The 17,041-nt window shown below is 54.7% G+C and carries 11 protein-coding genes; 1 reads left to right on the top strand and 10 read right to left on the bottom strand.

What is annotated here, in order from left to right; translation table 11 throughout:
• Positions 1-5: 5 nt before the first annotated feature.
• The 10 genes from MHH82_RS00580 to speE all read right to left on the bottom strand — a co-directional run bounded on the left by MHH82_RS00580 (position 6) and on the right by speE (position 14,608).
• On the bottom strand, positions 6-2,084 hold the full coding sequence (locus tag MHH82_RS00580) for a glycoside hydrolase family 65 (protein WP_036662853.1): 2,079 nt from the start codon (positions 2,082-2,084) through the stop codon (positions 6-8).
• A gap of 22 nt (positions 2,085-2,106) precedes the next feature.
• Positions 2,107-4,380: a helix-turn-helix domain-containing protein gene (locus tag MHH82_RS00575; protein WP_036662855.1), complete on the bottom strand. Its 2,274-nt coding sequence runs from the start codon at positions 4,378-4,380 to the stop codon at positions 2,107-2,109.
• Positions 4,381-4,449: 69 nt separating this feature from the next.
• On the bottom strand, positions 4,450-6,645 hold the full coding sequence (locus MHH82_RS00570; protein WP_340962527.1) for a glycoside hydrolase family 88/105 protein: 2,196 nt from the start codon (positions 6,643-6,645) through the stop codon (positions 4,450-4,452).
• A complete protein-coding gene (locus MHH82_RS00565; RefSeq protein WP_340962525.1) occupies positions 6,626-7,927 on the bottom strand; it encodes a Gfo/Idh/MocA family protein in 1,302 nt (433 codons plus the stop codon). The genes MHH82_RS00570 and MHH82_RS00565 overlap by 20 nt, the downstream gene beginning before the upstream one ends.
• A gap of 7 nt (positions 7,928-7,934) precedes the next feature.
• Positions 7,935-9,476: an extracellular solute-binding protein gene (locus MHH82_RS00560; protein WP_012818364.1), complete on the bottom strand. Its 1,542-nt coding sequence runs from the start codon at positions 9,474-9,476 to the stop codon at positions 7,935-7,937.
• Positions 9,477-9,559: 83 nt separating this feature from the next.
• Positions 9,560-10,429: a carbohydrate ABC transporter permease gene (locus MHH82_RS00555; protein ID WP_009595532.1), complete on the bottom strand. Its 870-nt coding sequence runs from the start codon at positions 10,427-10,429 to the stop codon at positions 9,560-9,562.
• A complete protein-coding gene (locus MHH82_RS00550) occupies positions 10,429-11,394 on the bottom strand; it encodes an ABC transporter permease (protein WP_012818363.1) in 966 nt (321 codons plus the stop codon). Before MHH82_RS00550 ends, MHH82_RS00555 begins: the two co-directional genes overlap by 1 nt.
• A gap of 516 nt (positions 11,395-11,910) precedes the next feature.
• Complete coding sequence (locus MHH82_RS00545) at positions 11,911-12,396, bottom strand: SRPBCC family protein (RefSeq protein ID WP_036662867.1); 486 nt, start codon at positions 12,394-12,396, stop codon at positions 11,911-11,913.
• Between the two features lie 496 nt (positions 12,397-12,892).
• A complete protein-coding gene (gene speB, locus MHH82_RS00540) occupies positions 12,893-13,762 on the bottom strand; it encodes an agmatinase (RefSeq protein ID WP_012818361.1) in 870 nt (289 codons plus the stop codon).
• Between the two features lie 18 nt (positions 13,763-13,780).
• Positions 13,781-14,608 carry a polyamine aminopropyltransferase gene (gene speE / locus MHH82_RS00535; protein ID WP_012818360.1) on the bottom strand — a complete coding sequence of 276 codons (828 nt, stop codon included), beginning with the start codon at positions 14,606-14,608 and terminating at the stop codon, positions 13,781-13,783.
• Positions 14,609-14,940: 332 nt separating this feature from the next.
• On the opposite strand from speE, the gene MHH82_RS00530 reads away from it, so the two are divergent.
• The gene (locus MHH82_RS00530) at positions 14,941-17,001 is read left to right on the top strand and encodes a transglycosylase domain-containing protein (protein WP_340962520.1); all 2,061 of its coding nucleotides are present in this window, start codon (positions 14,941-14,943) and stop codon (positions 16,999-17,001) included.
• Positions 17,002-17,041 lie beyond the last annotated feature (40 nt).

Raw genomic sequence — 17,041 nt, 5'->3', positions numbered from 1 at the left:
CGAAGCTAAAGCCACGGCTTCAGCCCCTCCCACTGCACCGTCCAGCCGCTTGCCGGAAATCCCGGACAGTGCAGATCTTCTTCTCCTTCCCAGCCGCAGGCCATCATGGCCACCGCCGTAAGCAGTCCGCCGTTACCCGGCAAATAAGCGGTCAGACCCGGGCGCTGATAGTTATGCCCGTTTGGCAAATACGTGTTTTTCATTTCGTCCATTAACAGAAAATCGACAGCCAGATCGCGTTCGCCGAGCCTAGCAGCGGTCATGGCGCATACGGGGAAATCCCACCCCCAGGCCGTCTCCCATTTCCAAGCATCCTTAACCTTCCACAATGTTCGCCGCATGGTTTCGCGGTCGATCAGCTTGCCGGGAAGCACGCCTAATGCACACAACATGGACGGGTGGTCATGATTCTTCTCCGTAAACGTATCCGGCGCCAACTCATGCGCCAGGTAAACGCCGTCGAGTCGGGGCGGCGCCGCCAGATTAGTCGCCACCTCAACCCAGCGCGGATTTGGCTGGACACCCAATCGATCAGCCCACTTTATAGCGATATCCAGGCCATATTTCCAATACTCCAGCTCATAAGGCGGGTTCACGCTTGCATTCATCGGATGGCATTCTTGAGCCGGAATGAGCGGCGGTCCGAGATCGAAGGCGTCTTTTGACTCATTCCAGTGGGCATAGGAAACCATAAAGTCAGCCGATTCAAAGACGATGTCACGGAACCCGCGCAGCGTTTCTTGTGCCGGGTCGGCCTTGTAGCACAGCTCCGCCATGGCGATCGGGTGCGGCTGCTGCCAGATCAAACCCGGAGCGACCGGCGAGGGGCACGGGATACCGTCAAAACCGACCATTTTCGGCCAGCGTGCTCCCTCGTATCCCTGCGATAGCGCCAGTTCGCGAGCGACCGGCAGTATGCCGTTGTACCAGTCCAAACTTCTCCGCAGGATGGAAGCCCGGCCCCACAGCGCGAAGTGGGCTGCATGCCACCAATGCATCTCCAAATGCGATTTGCCAAACCAGCTGTTGTACATAAGACCGGTCTCCTGGGGCGGCATCGAGCCCCCGCTGTGAATAGCGCATAACCATTGCGACAAGACGACGCGGCGCTCCAGCTCAAAGGCTCGCGGATCCGAGCTGCCTGCGAAGCTGACTGCGCCACCGCTCTGCCAAAACGATTCCCAATGCCGGATGCTCGCCGAAACAATAGCTTCAAAGTCAGCCACACCGGGCGACCCAGCCGCAAAGCCTACGGAAAACGTCAGCTCCTCCGGTGATTCATTGGGGGATTCATCCTGAGACTCGCCAGGATTCAGCGTGAATTCATGTGTTTCCGTCTGCTCCAGCCGGCCAATATTCCAACGCCAGCGGACCGCATAACGCTCCTCGTCCAGCGTCCGCTCCAACAGGGCCGTTCCTTTCTCCTGCCGAACGAGAACGGTATCATGCCGATGATCGCTTTCCCAATCGGCAAACACCGATTTTGCCCAAGCCGAATGAGTCATATCCGGTGCGGGGAAACGGATGAATACCTGAAGCCGCCCTTCCCGGATAAGGGGTGAGATCACCCGCACGCCCAAAATATCAGCTTCGGGGTGGCACGCCGTCGTAACTTCTACCGGCACGCCGCGAATTTCGAACTTGCTCGATAGAATGCCCGTCCACAGATCGAGCTTTTGACGGAATTGGCCTGCATCGCTGTAACCGAGCTCTTCTCCCGCTTCGTCCAGAAATCGGAACGACAGCCGGCCTAGGTGAAGACGGTGGGGATTTTGCCGCAGCCATTGGTAAGCTTCCGGCTTATCCCCCGGCTTCATCGGATAGCCGACCTGCCGGCCGTGGGTCTCGAACAACTGCAACGCTGCATCCTTCGCGGAGAACCTGCCGCGCCCCCCCGTAAAATGCCAGCCCCAGTTCGACTGGGTGCCAAGCGGCACCTCATATTGTTCAGGAAATGTCTGCAGCCCGGTAATATCGGCGGTAAACGCGAATTCCCCGTTGCCTACCGACAGTGGCGAAAGCGGATCCAGCCTGTCGAATTCAGGATTATGCCGCCAAACAATCTGCTCTCTCTCCATCTCCATAGCTCCTCCCTTCCCGGCCCCTTCATTCAAACAAGGCGTCTATCCGGGTTCTCATCATATCCCGGTATTTGCCCGGGGTGATATCCTTGAATTTGCGGAAGCTGCGAATGAAGCTGTTTTCATGCTGGTAGCCCACCATTTGAGCGATATCGGATATTTTGCGGTCGGTTTTGACCAGCAGCTCGCTAGCCCGCTCCATCCGCAGCCGGGTTAAGTAGTTATAGATCGTTTCGTTTGTCTCCTGCTTGAACAGCTGGCTGGCCAAGCTGCTGCTGATGCCGGTCGATTCTGCAATTTCCGGAATGCCGATCGGATCGCCGAGGTGCTGCTCCATGAATTCGATCATCCGCTGGCACATCAAGAAATCCTTGCTGCCGATTAAACGGCGGTAGCGGTCGGCCAAGACCGAAATCAGGCCGGAAAGCTCAGCCTCGATATCTTCAATGTACAGCGTGCCCAGCCGACCGGCCGGGTCTCCCTCGGGACCGTCGCCCTCTGGGCATATTCCTTTAAGACGTTCCAGCAGCCCCTGAAGCAAGGCAAGCGCCTCCGAAGGATACCAGTAACGGCTGCGGATATCGCCAATAATACGCCCCAGCAGCTCTATAGCCCGCTCCCCATCACCGGTCTCCACGGCAGTCATCAGCTCCCGTACGCCATCTTCCTGCGGCTGCATATCCGTCACTTCGTGACTGGATACATCCTGAAACGGCACGAGCTGACCGTACCCTTTATATAAACGGTAGGTTAACGCGTTCTCCGCTTCCAGCATGGCCTGCTTTAACCGGACAACCTCACTCTGCGGCATGCTCACGCCGGCGGATACACTGAATTTCAGCAAACGGGACACCGTTTCGATCGCCTCGGCCAGCGGAGGCCGAGTTTCGCCGCTCCGCGGTTGAAACAGGATAGCCATCCGGTCCGCTCCGAAATCGGCGCAGGCCACCCTCCATTCGGGCTCATGCAGCTCTGCCATGATATTGGCCAGGGCAAACTTCAGCAGCGAGTGGTCACTGGCCGGAAACCTGCGCGACCACGAATCATAGCGGTCGATCGACAGCACCGCTACCGTGACGGGCGCATCCGTCCATTCCGCAAAATACCGTCTCCACTTCTCGCGGATTTCGCGTCTGCCGCTCATATGACCCGAGTGAATGTCATACAGAAACTTGGAAGCCGCATCGGATATCGTCTCGCGGATCAGCTGAGATAGATGCGCATGATTGCTGAGCAGTTCGCCGGCCAGCTTTTCCAGATCGATGCGGTCCGGGCTGGATGCCTTCCCGTTGTAGGCGCTGAACAGCTGCTTAAGCCTGCGCACCGGGCGGAAGGCCGCAGAGTTTACATACAGAATGGTCAGCACGCCGAGCGCAAGTGCCGCCACCGATACATACAGCACCGTGTCTCGCACCTTTTTGGACTGTGCAAGCAAACTATCTTGGGAGACGATGGATACGTATTTCCATCCGGTCAGCGGCGATTCGATCTGATTGACCAGCAGCTTCCGTCCCTCATGGAAAAAATCGCCGAAGTGGTCTTCCTTCAGCTCGTGCAGCGCCTGTCTCACCGCTTCCGGTTGGAATTCCGAATTCGAAACCGAATAAAGAATGTTATTATGCTGGTCCACGATGTACCGCATGCTGTCCAACTGGGACAGCGCCGGCGGATTCAATTTCGCGAACAGTTCAGCATCCAGCAAATTGACCGCCACGACGCCTCTTAGTCGGCCCTGGATCATGATTTTGCGGAACAGCGTCAGCTCCGATCCTTTATTGCCCGCCCCCTCGGGGACATGCCTTTTGCGGATCATCATCGTGTCGTCTCCGAATTCGTCTGCGATACCGGTCCACTCGGAATCCACGAATGTGAGCTTGCTCGAGCTGTATCCCTGCGGAAGCGAAATAAAGCTTCCCCGCTCGACATCGTATACGTATATGCTGTTAATGTATTTTGAATTGCTGATCCAGGTTGAGAGCAGTCGGTACAATGTCGATATATTGGACACCGAGTTCTGATTCTCGCTCGTCAGAAAAGCGTAGATATAGTCATTCACCGCGACTTGGACCGCAATCTTGTCGCTCTCCCGGATCAAATCGTCGATATATTTCATACTGATCTGCAGCATTTGGTGCTGCGGCTCGCTGAGCTCTTCCTGAAGCACCGATTTGGAGGTGTAATATGATGTCAGGCTGACGGCCAAAATGATCATAAAAACGGAAACGGTCAAAATGAGCACCAGCCGCGCTTGCGTATGGGCCAGCGTGTATTTCAGCCACTTGCCGATCGATAGGAACATATCAACCCCCGCTTTACTACAAGAATGGTTCCATTATAGCTCACGTTCCGCTCCTGCCGTCACGCAAATTTAAGCGTTTACAATTGGGCTGGCCCGCATCAGTCCGAGCAGCTCGACTCCGGCCAACAGCACGATGCCGATTCCGTGCGTATCATTCAAGTTCCACGATAAATCGTGCTTGTAGTAAGCATGCGAGGTCGACCAGCTGCTGCCCTTGCACACGCCATACACATTTCCCCGGCGGTCGATGGCCCTGCTGGTTAAACCTTCCCACCCCGCAGCGGCGGATTGCAAGTACGGATCCGGGTCCTCCAGCCAGCCGTGGCGAATCCCCCGTGCCATGCCGAAAATAAACATTGCGGTACACGAGGCTTCCTCATAGGATTCAGGGTCTGTCAGCACTTGGTGCCATAACCCGTTGACTCCCTGCACACGAAGGTACCCTTCCGCCAGCACGCGATAAAAAAGAAGCAGTTCCTCATAGTCGGGATGGCCAAACGGAAGCACGGCAAGCAGCTCTGACAGCGAGAAAAACACCCATCCGTTGCCTCGTCCCCATACCGTCCGGGAAGGCTGCCCATGACGCACATCGTATACATGCGACATCAGCTGCAGGTCGGGCAGGTATAGGTAGGACTTATACAGCAGAAGCTGGCGTGCTGCCTCGTCCAGATAGCGGGAATCGCCGGACAGCTCGGCGTATCGGCACAGGAACGGCACGCTCATGTACATATCGTCGCACCACATCGTAAGGTGCATGCTCGGGGAAACCCCGACTTCGCGATAAAGCGCCCCATCCTCAAGACGTGATTGCTTATCCATGATGTACCGGGCGATGTCGTCCGCCGCCTTGTGCACCCCTTTCAAGGATCGAATTCGGTCTGCAAGAATGGCTAGCGCGCCGAACGATCCGCAATCGTCCAGACTGTCGATGTCGGACAGCTGATTGTTCAGCCCTGCCGCGCCGAATTCCTCCCGGTCCCATAAGGAATATTCGTAATGCCCCGCTGCAAACTCGACATGGCGGAGCACATATTCCTGGATGTCCGGGCGATTCAGCAGCCTACCCGACTCCAGCAAGCCGTACATCGTGACACCAAGCGGATAATTCCAGCGGCCGAAAAGCTCGTTCTCCAAAAACGGCCTCACACAGGCTCCCGGTTCGCTTCCTGTCCAGAACAGCGTCTGTCCGCCGTCAACAGCAACCGTATCCAGCCCGAAATAGTCGGACAGCTCAAGTTCTGCTTCCACACGGATCGGACCCAGATAAAGCCACTCGCCGGTCAGGCCGTGCACCCTGCGCGGCGCGGTCAGCATCCCTTCAGGCGAGGCTTCGCTGACCTCGAACCCCCAGCCCTCTTGAACGCATTCGCTGCGTGCGGTAAGCTCCCCGCGGCCCGGAGGCACATCGATGGCAATACGGAATGTGCCCGCCTCCCGACTTGTGTAAACCTCCCTGCCGTTCCATTCAAACCGGACCGGACCATAAGAGGTTCCCGACAAGGTCACCTTCTTGGCCGTTAAGGTCCGGTTGACCACGGCAGTCCAGGCGTAAGCGGCATACCCCGGCTTCCGCCCGTACATTCTCAACATTGTGCCGCCATCTGCTTCCCCACCGTGCTTTGCTGGCACAGGCAGCCACTGTGCACCCGTCCATGATTCGCTTTCCATTGAATCGGGGATGCGGGCAAGCGCCCCGTCCATCGGCACCGTCACAATCCATCCTTCCTCGCCCTCCCGCTCCATGGATGGAGCCAGAAAGTGAAACGGCTTGTTCTTGCGGTTGCTTGTGCCAAATACCGCTCCGCAGCCGTTTGGGCTCCGGCGGAATTCCAGGACGAAGTGATTCCATCCCTTGGTAAGCTGAATCCCAAGCTTCAGAGGCAATTCGCCTGCTGTCGCTTCTTCCCCTGGCGCCGAACCGAACCGCTTTCGGCCGTTATGGTACAGCCGAACGTGCCCCGTCCATTCCATCAGAAAGGGGAAGCTCTGCGGTTCGGCAGCCCACAGCTTCGTCCAGGCGTAGACCACCTGGCTCCCCGTCATCTCGGGGAACATATCCGCGATGGGGAGTTGATAGCAGTGGTCGGCCCGCTTACGGATCGGACTCTTGCGCGTCACCCGGTAAACCGGGGCATGAGGCGGATTGTCACCGACATAACGCTGGGCAATGACCGTAAGCGCATGCTCGATGTTACTGCCCTCTGTTTGAGAAGCCAGGCTTTCCGCCGGGTCAAAGTATCCTTTATCGTTCAATAGGCTCACTCTCCTTCCACCCACCCAGAACATCCGCTATCGCCACCGGACGATGTTCCTTCACGGAACGCCACACGGCTTCCCCCGTTGCCACGGAATAGGCGCCGTCCACAGCCCCCGACAAAATCGGGAACGGCCTTTCCCGGTTCTCACCGAGAAACAGGTCGTTCAGCAGAAGCGGGTCGCCTCCTCCATGGCCGCCTTCCCGATGGACGACATGGATGGTTTCCTTGGAGCCGAACAACGGGAAGTAGTCGATCGTCTGGAGCGGTGTCGGAAAAGGGGTTCGGGACGGTGCATGATATTCGATCGTCTCCAGCCGGCCTTTCGTACCGTTGATCGCCAAGCGATACCCTTCGTACGGCAGCGAAAAGTTGACGGAATAACTGAGCAGTGCGCCTCCGCTGTATTTGACGGTGGCCGCATACGTATCCTCTATATCGATCTCATCATCAAAAATACACCGGTCCGGGCGGTAGCCTGTATAAGGAAATTGCGATCCCCCGCTGTCAAGCTGGCCGAGATGATCGTCCTGCACATGACGTGCGTTCCAGCGCGAATGATAGGCGCAGCGGCTGGCTGAGAGGCAGGTTCCGCAATGGCGACCGTCTTCTTTGCCCGGATTCAGCTCCCCTTGGGCACCGTAATAATGGAGCGCCCCGTAGGCGAAGGCCTCGACCGGCTTTTGCCCGATCCACCAGTTCACGAGGTCGAAATGATGCGTGCTCTTATGGATGGAGAGGCCTCCTGACATTTCGCGCCGGCGGTTCCACCGTTTGAAGTAGCTGGAGCCGTGATACGTGTCCAAATACCAGTTGAGATCGACGGATGTAATCCGGCCGAGCTTGCCCTCCCACACCATTTCCTTGATTTTGGCGTGAATCGGGGCATAACGGTAATTAAACGTGACCGTCACCGAGCCTTTGCTCACCCGCTCCGCATCCAACACTCGCCGTGCGTCCTCGCCCGTCGTGACCATCGGCTTTTCCGTGATGACATCCAGATCCCGTTCAAGCGCGGCAACAATATAACGCGCATGCGTATCGTCGCGCCCCGCCACGATGACCACATCCGGCCGAGTCTCGTCAATCATCTTCCCAAATTCCTCTTCACCGTAAGTTCCGACGGCGGTATGCTCCGGGAAGCGGGAGCGGTACAGCTCGAAGCGGGCCGGATCGCAGTCCAATATGGCAACCAGGTTGCAGCGCCGTGCATGCGTCGTCAGAATCGGTTTGGCGAACATGCCGAGCGCACGACCGCTCACACCGCATATGGCATATTTCTTTTTCACTGTATGATCACATCCTTGAGTACCATTCCTCTACCCTCTTCGTCACTTCGTCTCCCCCTGCCTTATGCCAGCGGTCGACGAATTCATCGAACTTTTCCAGCGGCCATTCACCAATGACTATCTTGGTTACATACTCCTGAAACAGCTTATGCGATTGAATGTCCGGGAAGCCTTCATACACGGTACTCGGAAGTCCATCCCCGGCGATCCGCTTCGCGTCGGCGGTACTCACCTCGAATATATCCTTCACCATCTGCTGCATGTCTTCCGGGATCGTCTCCTGAATCCGGATGTCCATGTCCTCCTCTGTCGTCAGGTTGCGCATGCCGAGCGCCAATGGGCGGCTGTCTTCGGCTGGAAGCAGCACTTTTTTGCCGTCGACAACTTCATGCTGCTGTCCTTCGATGCCAAAGCGGATAAATTCGTCATTCGACCGATCATAGAAGAAATCGAGCAGCTTCAAGGCGGCAGGCGCTTTATCCTGTGCCTTTACCGGAATGATCCACTCGGGTTCGCCCATGCTCTTCTGCGTGACAAAGCCCTCAAACCCATCGGCCTTTGGAAGCGGCATGCCAACGATATAAGCATCCGGTGCTTTTTGCTGCATGGCCGTGAACCGATCGCGCAGGTTGGCGGGAAGGTGGTACCAGCTACCGACCAGATTGTTATTGATTTTAGCTGTCCACACATCGCCTTTGTTCAGAAACGTCTCGTTGTCCAGCAGCCTCTCGTCATATAGCTCACGGGCAAACGCAATGGCAGCCTTCATATTGTCCGTTACGCCGGCATACTGGATTTTTCCGTCATAGACGTCCCATTCCGGGTTCCCCTCCCACATCGCGACGCCGAACATGGCGAACAAATGGTCCATCCATTTGCCGAATTCGCGGCCCGTTGTAGGCAGTTCGTCCTTCAGGCCGTTCCCGTTCGGGTCTTCGTTAAGGAAGGCGCGCAGCACCTCCTTGTATTCCTCCGTTGTCTTCGGCATGGACATCCCCACCTTGTCAAGCCAATCCTGACGGATCAGCGGCGCTCTTTCCGGCACCAGGAACACTTTTGGCACATAATAGATTTTGCCGTCCGGCGAAGCGGATCGAACGACATCCCATGCTTCCTGCGGGATATTGTTCCAGACGTTCGGGGCATACTGGGGCAGCAATTCATCCAGTGCCAGCGCTCCTCCTTGGCGAATAAGGGTCTGCTCGATCCCGCCGATCGGACGAAGAATATCGGGCAAGTCGTCGGATGCAATCATCAGATTGAGATATTCGGTCGGCTCCGATCCCGGCGGGGTCGTCACCAACTGATATTCCACGCCGGTCCGCTCCGCAACATACTGGACATGCGGATTATCTGCACCCGGAATCGTGCCGACGCCCATGTGGCTTTTGAACACCTTTACCTGTGTAAGTTCTTGATTTCCCTCCCCGCTCTGGCCCGCTTGCGATTCGCCGTCACCCTTGCCGCCGCAGCCAAACAGCATGACTGCCGCAAGTGTCGCCGTGAGCGCCGGTTTCCATGCCCCTTTCTGGAAAAACCATTTCGACATGAGTAAATCCTCCCCTTTTTCGGATTGGTAGTTATATCAAACCGGCCGCAAGGCCGATTTCATATCGCATGCCTCGTTTTGCTTTATTCCTTTAACGAACCCAGCATGGACCCTTTGACAAAGTATTTTTGCAGATACGGGTATACCAGAATGATCGGAATGGTAGCAAACAGGATTGTTGCCGCTTTCAAGGTTGTCGTGTTGAAATCGTAATCCCCAAGAAACAGATTGACCGCAGCCAGCTCCTCGGGAGACTGGAGGTATGCTCTCAGCTTCATTTGAAGCGGCCATTTCTCCGGATCCCTTATAAACAGCACCGCACGGGAGAAGGTGTTCCAGTATCCGACCGCGTAAAACAGACTGACCGTCGCCATCACAGGTTTGGATAAAGGCAAGTACATGCGGAACAATATGCCGAATTCGCTGCATCCGTCGATTCGCGCCGAATCGTCCAGTTCACTGGGAATGCCCATGAAAAAGGTCCGAATAATGATCATGTTGAACGTGCCAACCAGACCGGGAATGATGAGAGCCCACAAGGAGTTCATCATGCCAAGCTCGCGAACGGTCAAAAAAAACGGGATCATCGGCGCGTTAAAAATCATCGTTAGCACAATGCCGAACATGACTTGTTTACGGATCAGAAATTCCCGACGTGAAAGCGGGTATGCCGTCATGACCGAAAACAGCATGCTGAGCAGCGTCCCGGCGATCGTAATATATACGGTGATCCCGAAAGATGTCCACAAGCCTTTATTTTTTAATACATGCTCCCAAGAAGCGGTCGTAAACTCCACGGGGAGCAGAAATACTTCCTTCGAATCGGCAGCTACCGGGGAGCTGAGCGATACGGCAAGCAGCTGAAGAAGCGGGAACAGCATCGTCACCGCAGCAGCGAACAGAAACACATAATTCAGCGTCTGAAACATTTTTTCTCCGAATGTCGCTTTCATCACCACAACCCCTGATCCGTTTTTCTGGCCAACCGGTTAAAAATCCACAGCAGTATAAACCCAATGACGGACTGGAACAGCCCGATAGCCGTCGTCATGCTGTATTGCCCCTGAAGCACACCCGCACGATAGACGTACGTTTCGATGATATCGCCTACCGAGTACGTCATCGGCGTCAGTAAATTGTAAATCTGATCGAAGCCGAGCTCCAGGAAATTACCGATTTGCAGCAGGAACAGCACCAGAATCGTCGGAAACATCGTGGGCAGCGTAATATAGATCGTTTGTTTCCACCGACTTGCTCCATCCATAACGGCTGCTTCATATAAATTCGGATTGATGCCGGCGATGGCAGCCAAATAAATAATCGTGCCCCAGCCGACTTCCTTCCAGATCGAGGAAAGGACGACAATTCCTCGGAAATACCGTTCCTCCTGCATGAACAGAATGGGTTCGTAGCCGAACCAGTCCCGCACCGCATTCACAACCCCTTGGTTGGATAACAGCTCGAAGACGATCCCGCCGACAACAACCCATGATAAAAAGTGCGGAAGATAGAACATGCTTTGCACGACCCGTTTTGCCAGCATGATGCGGATTTCATTGAACAGCAGAGCCAGCACGATCGGAGCAGGAAAACCAAAAACAAGCTGATAGAAAGCGATCACCGCCGTATTGCGCAGCACGTTGTAGAAATCCTGGTAGGAAAAAATAAATCCAAAATTGTCCAGGCCCACCCACGGACTGCCAAGGATGCCTTTGAAAATCTGATAGTCCTGAAATGCGATGACACTGCCCGCCAGCGGTACATATTTAAACACAATATAATAGAGAATTCCGGGAATGATCATGAGATACAGCATCCAATGCTTGCGGATGTTGGCTATGTACCGGTTACGGGATGTCCCTGGGTGCCGGGCGGTTATCAAATCCTTGCGCTTTATTTCGGGTGACTGGGCTGCCATCGTATTCGTACCTCCTTTTCGTCGATATGGTCGATGTAACGCCAATATTAACGGCTTCCGATAAATCGGCACAATCGTCCAATCCAACACGCAATGAGCAGATCGCCGATTCTTCCCATAACTACGCGTATCGTGTACCCATGAATGGATTTGAAGTCGAACTTGAAATTAGGGAGGAGCAAGCAAACCGAGGGAGGGTAAAAAGGATTTGTTGATGGGATGGAGGATGGGTTTGGTTTCTCCGAAAAGAAAAAACCAGCTACCTGCAGCGATAGAGAAGGTGGCTGGTTCTTCATTCAGATGTTGTTATGGAAAACATATAAATTAGTGTTAAGACGACCATGACCGCAATTAAGCTATAGATGAATTTTCTCATGCTGCTCTCACCTGTTTCCAATATCATTGCAACTAGTCAAACATTCAGAGCACAAACGTGGTCCTGATAAAATCTACAAAACGATTTGTTCATGAAAATGCCTCATCACAATTCGTTTGTTTCGTTATACAGCCGACCGTCTATTGTCCCTCCGTAGATTTGGCGAGATTCTCGAGTGTGGACCTCAAGCCTTCATCGTGATCTTCCTTCCGTACGCCTTCGGGCACATTCTCACACACGATCGTGACTTGGGTGCCTTCCGCAAGCGGCTCCAATGCCCATGTCATCTTCATAAACCCCGCATAATTGGGATCATCAGATTCAAATTCGACCAGCTGCACAACCCTCTCTTCGTGAACAAACTCCAGAAACTTTCCTTCAATGACGTCCGTATTGTCCGAAGACTTACCGGGTGCCGAGTGATCGGTATCGTTATAGGTAAGTATCATTCGATAAGTCCCACCCTCGCGGGCATCAAACGTGTCGACATGGCCTGTCATCCCTTTTGGCGGAAGCCACGAAGCCAGCGCCTCCGGATTCAAGAATGCCTGATAAATCGTAGATGGCGACGCCATAATAACCCTTGATGCCGTGTCGGTTCTCTTCTTGCTTGAAGCATTCGTCATGATGATGTAACCCTCCTTAATAAATCTGGATCTATCTAAAGTTTACACCATAGAATCGTCGAGGATTTCTTCTCAATTGCTCGGGCAAGCACCCCCGATACCGCGGGCTTCGATGAGGGGACGGTTGCTTTATCTACCACAGCCGAGCGGCGGTGCCAACTCGGCTGATACTCTCGGCCCCGAGCATGCCCGTCAGGGCAGCTCACGCGAGGAGGCCTCCAACAAATGCGAAAAAGCAAGCCGTCCCCGATAGCCGCTAGGCTTAGGTAGGGAGGGCTTGCTTTTTCTTCATCGGCCGAGGGGCGAATAGCCTCGGCTGAAATATGGGCGTACCAAAGGCCACGAGGACGTCCCCGCAGGGGAGACCGAGGAATGGCCGGGAACAAGCACCAGCCCTGCACATATCCTCATACCCACTCCGAACACCAAAGTTCCGGGTGTCCAGAGGGCAGCGCCCTTGGGGCCCTCCCTGGCAGGGAGGGTTTGGGTGGGTGGACTACTTAACGAATCCCAGCAGCATCTCGCGAATCAGCTTCGCAGCCACGATCTGGGTCTGCTCGGTCGGATCGTAGATCGGCGCCACTTCCACGAGATCGCAGCCAACAACGTTCACATCGGAGTTTGCAATCAGATGTACGGCTTCCAGCAGCTCTTTCGACGTGATGCCGCCGGCTTCTGCCGTACCGGTGCCCGGTGCGGCAGACGGATCCAGCACGTCGATGTCGATGGTCACGTAGACCGGACGGTTGCCCATGGAAGGCAATGCTTCCTTCAGCGGAGCGGCTACCTCAAACGGGTAGAAATTGATGTTCTCGCGTCCGTACTGGAACTCCTCGCGGGAGCCGGAACGGATGCCGAACTGATAAATGTTCTTGCCGCCCATAATGCCCGCCGCCTTGCGGACCGGCGTGGAGTGGGACAACGGCTCTCCCTCGTAATGCTCGCGCAGGTCGGCATGGGCATCGATATGGATCAGAATGAGATCAGGATACTTCTCATACACCTTCTGAATAATCGGCCACGATACGAGGTGTTCTCCGCCGAGTCCAATCGGGAACTTCCCGTCGTCCAGCAGCTTGCCTACATAATCGCCGATCACTTCAAGACTGCGACCGGCATTGCCGAAAGGCAGCATCAGATCGCCTGCATCGAAATAAGTGATATCTTCAATGCTCTTATCTAAGTACGGGCTGTACTCCTCCAAGCCAACGGATGCTTGGCGGATACGGGCCGGGCCGAAACGGGAGCCGGGACGGTAGCTAACCGTGAAGTCCATCGGCATACCGTAGATGACGGCCTTGGATCCTTCATAATCCTCGGAGCTCAGAATAAACACGTTGCCGGAATAACCTTGGTCCAGTTTCATCAGTTTATGCGCGCCTCCTTATTTCACCAAGTCTTCTACGAATTTCGGCAGCACGAAGGCGGCTTTATGCAGACGAGGCGAATAATACTTCGTATCCATCTCATCAATCGTGGACTCGTCCACTTCAAGCGGATCGTATGTTTTGCTGCCCATCGTAAAGGTCCACAGACCGCTTGGGTAGGTTGGAATGTTCGCTCCATAGACACGCACGATCGGGAAGATTTCCTTCACGTCTTTGTTGACCTGCTGAATCAGGTCTGCTTTGAACCACGGATTGTCCGTTTGCGCCACGAAAATACCGTCTTCCTTCAGCGCCTCATAGATCCCTTGATAGAATCCGCGCTCAAACAACGGAGCAGCCGGGCCTACAGGCTCGGTGGAGTCCACCATGATGACATCGTATTCGTTCTTATGCTCGATAATGTGCATATATCCATCGTTAACCAGCACTTCAACCTTCGGATCGTCCAGCTTGCCGGCGATCTCAGGCAAGTACTGCTTCGAATATTCGATAACTTTTCCATCAATTTCAACGAGTACGGCCTTCTCTACGCCCGGATGCTTGATCACTTCGCGAATGACGCCACCGTCTCCTCCGCCGACGACAAGAACCTTCTTCGGATTTGGATGCGTGTTCAGCGCGGGGTGAGCGACCATCTCATGATAGACGAATTCATCCTTAATCGTAGTCATAACCATACCGTCCAGCACGAGCATGCGCCCGAATTCCTCGGTATCGATCATATCCAATTGTTGAAACTCCGTCTTCTCATGTACAAAGGTCTCCCGGATTTTAGCCGTAATGCCAAAAGTCGGGGTTTGCTTCTCTGTGTACCATAATTCCATCGTCACTACCTTCTTTCCGCTAGAATAATGTTCAGCCGTCCAGATCCAAGCCGTAAAACTTTATTCGGGGCAGATGCCTTTAGCTTACAGTTTCACACTTTTCCTATTGTACCAAACAAATTAGATTATATTAAATCAAGCCCAAATTGCAACCAAAAGTTCCGGTACATGCGAACGGAAGCAAAAACATCGCCCTTTCCGATGAATATCCTGACCGCTGCAGCCCCATACTGTATAGAAAAAGAAGGCAGCCAAGGAGAATTTGAGCACATCTCCATTTTTGGCGGCACAAAGGCCTTGACTCTACAAAAGGACTGGAAGGAGAACATCTGATGCCGGGGCAAAAAAAATCACCCAAGCGCAAACGTCGTTTCGTCCGGCTTGCTACATTTCTGTTCGTACTCCTTGGCATTTCCATCATCGCCGGCGGCATTCTGCTCGCCTATTTATTTATAACGCCGCTGCCGGTCGCGGAAACATCCCGCTACTCCCGTCTGCTCGACAGCCAGGGAGATTTGATCGCCACATTCTCAAGCACGGGACATACATCCGAGCAGGTGAACCTCGCCGACATATCCCCCCTACTGATTCAGGCCACCTTGGCGGTGGAGGACCGAAAATTCTATGATCATCCCGGGTTCGATATGAAGGGCATGGCCAGGGCCGTATTGATCAACCTGCAGCATATGGACCGCAAACAGGGAGCGAGCACGTTAACCCAGCAGCTTGCACGAAACTTATACCTATCTCATGAAAAAACATGGACACGAAAACTCAAGGAGGCCAAATTCACCGCCCAGCTTGAGATGAAATATACGAAAGATCAAATTCTCGAAATGTACCTGAACGAAATTTATTACGGTCACGGCGCTTACGGCATCGAGTCGGCGTCGCTGCTGTATTTCGGCAAATCGGCAAAAAACCTGACCTTGGCCGAAAGCGCAATGCTGGCCGGCATTCCGAAGGGGCCCACGTATTACTCGCCCTACAATCATATGGACAACGCGGTCAAAAGACAGCAGATCGTCCTGAATGCCATGGCAGAGACCGGATTCATCACGGAGGCCGAGGCGGATAAAGCCGCTTCGGCCAAGCTTGCCCTGCTCCCGCAGGACCGGCAGGAGAATAAAGTAATTGCCTCCTACTTCCGGGACTATGTCCGGGGTCTCGTCACCAAGCAGTTGAACATCACGGACCAGCAGCTCGAACAGGGCGGCTTGAACATCTATACAACCCTGGATCCGCGGGCCCAGAAAGCAGCCGAAGAGGCCGTATCCCAGGGCATGGACAGCAAGAGCGAGCTGGAGACGGCGCTCGTATCCATCGACCCGCGAAACGGCCACATCAAAGCTATGGTCGGCGGTAAGAATTACCGCGAGAATCAATACAACCACGCATTGGCCAGAACCAGGCAGCCCGGCTCCTCATTTAAGCCGATTATGTATTTAACGGCCATTGCATCCAAGGAAATGACAAGCACCAGCGTGTTCAACAGCCAGCCTACCCTGTTTCATTACGATAACAATCGCAAAACGTACCAGCCCAGCAACTTCGGCGATAAATATTTAGGCGAAATCCCCATGCGGGAAGCCATTGCTGCCTCGGATAACATCTATGCCGTGAATACCATCATGAAGATCGGCCCGGATAAAGTCGCCGACATGGCGAAAAAGATGGGCATCACGAGTCCGCTGGAGCCTGTCCCTTCGCTGGCCCTGGGCACCTCGCCCGTCAGCCCGCTGGAGATGGCCTCCGCTTACGCCGTCATGGCTAACAGCGGCAAGCGGGTCTCCCCTGTCGCGGTGCTGAGCATCACCGACGCGGCCGGCCGCAGTTTGTATACGGCTCCGGAAGAGGAAGGCGAACAAGTGGTTGAGCCTTCCGCAGCTTACGTGATGACGCGCATGATGGAGGGGGTATTCGAGACCGGCGGAACGGGTAACCGCGTCTCCACCCTGATGAAACGGCCCGTGGCCGGAAAGACGGGCACGACCGACACCGACGCCTGGCTCGTCGGTTATACCCCGGAGCTGTCGACGGCGGTATGGGTCGGGTATGACAAAGGACGGGAGATCAGCAAAGTCGACGGACGGCGCGCAGCGCCGATCTTTGCGCAGTATACGGAGAAGGCACTGGAGAACGTGCCGCCCAAGATTTTTCCGATCCCGGATGAAGTCGTCAGCGCGTATGTGGATCCGAAGACGGGCAAGCTTGCAGGCGCCGGCTGTCCGGACAAAATGCTGGAGGTTTTCGTCAAAGGGACGGAACCCACGGAGTATTGCGACGAACATGAAGGCGGGGAGCCCGCCAAGAAGGCTAACCCTGCAGATGCTGCCGAGAAACAGGAGGAACGTTCCTGGTGGAAGGATTTCAAACGATGGTGGGTCGAATAAACGGATAGCCCGTCACGTCAAAAAACAGTAGGCTCTTTTT

The organism is Bacillus sp. FSL K6-6540 (assembly GCF_038007545.1).
The sequence above is the reverse complement of the archived record's forward strand: the minus strand, read 5'-3'. Positions and strand labels throughout refer to the sequence as shown.